The 700-nt window shown below is 77.9% G+C and carries 1 pseudogene; it reads left to right on the forward strand.

The features are described from left to right. Positions 1–630, forward strand: a pseudogene (locus tag CCN42_RS40215) (hypothetical protein); the annotation flags it as partial. Between the last annotated feature and the right edge of the window lie 70 nt (positions 631–700).

The following is a 700-nucleotide window of genomic DNA, read 5'->3' on the forward strand; positions in this document are numbered from 1 at the left end:
GTCCACCCGCCACCAGTCCGGCCGGCAGACGACGCCCCTGCCCCGCCCCACCTGGCGAGCCTCGACGAACTCGGGGGGTCCGCCGGCCGGCCGGACTGGTGGCGGGTGGACGGCACCCCGTTCGGCGCGGGGGAGGCGGTGCCGGGGTTCGTCGGCGGCGTGGAGATCCCGGAGCTGCTGAAGGCGCCGCCGGCGGACGAACCCGTGGCGGAGAAACGGCCGGCGCCCGTCGAGACCGACGCCGAGGAGGCCGAGCAGGAGGCTCCGCGGCGCCGCTTCCTGCCGTCCACCGGCCGGTGGAACAACCCGCTCCTGCTGCTCGCCGCCGCCCTCCTGGTCGCCGGCGCGGCCCTCGGCCACCTCCTCGTCCTCGCCCTGGGGTGGCTCATCGTCTACCTCTCGCGCCGCCTCACCCAGGCCGAGATCAAGTGGGCGGTCGTGGTCCTCCCCGCGCTGGCGGTCGCGGGCGGCTTCACCTGGCTGTGGGGCCGCACGGAGGGCCGCTGGGGGGAGCCGATCGCGCAGGGCGAGATGAGCGCGGCGATCGGCGAGACCTGGCCCTGGGTCCTGCGGGGCGCGGCCCTCGCCTCGGCGGTGTTCCTGGTCTGGCGCTCCCAGCGCCAGCGCTGAGGCCTGTCCGGCCGGTTCCCGCCCGCCCCCCGGGCGGACGGCGGGCGGATGTGCCGGACACGCCCTGGGC

Source organism: Streptomyces glaucescens (assembly GCF_002154375.1).
Classification (GTDB): domain Bacteria; phylum Actinomycetota; class Actinomycetes; order Streptomycetales; family Streptomycetaceae; genus Streptomyces; species Streptomyces glaucescens.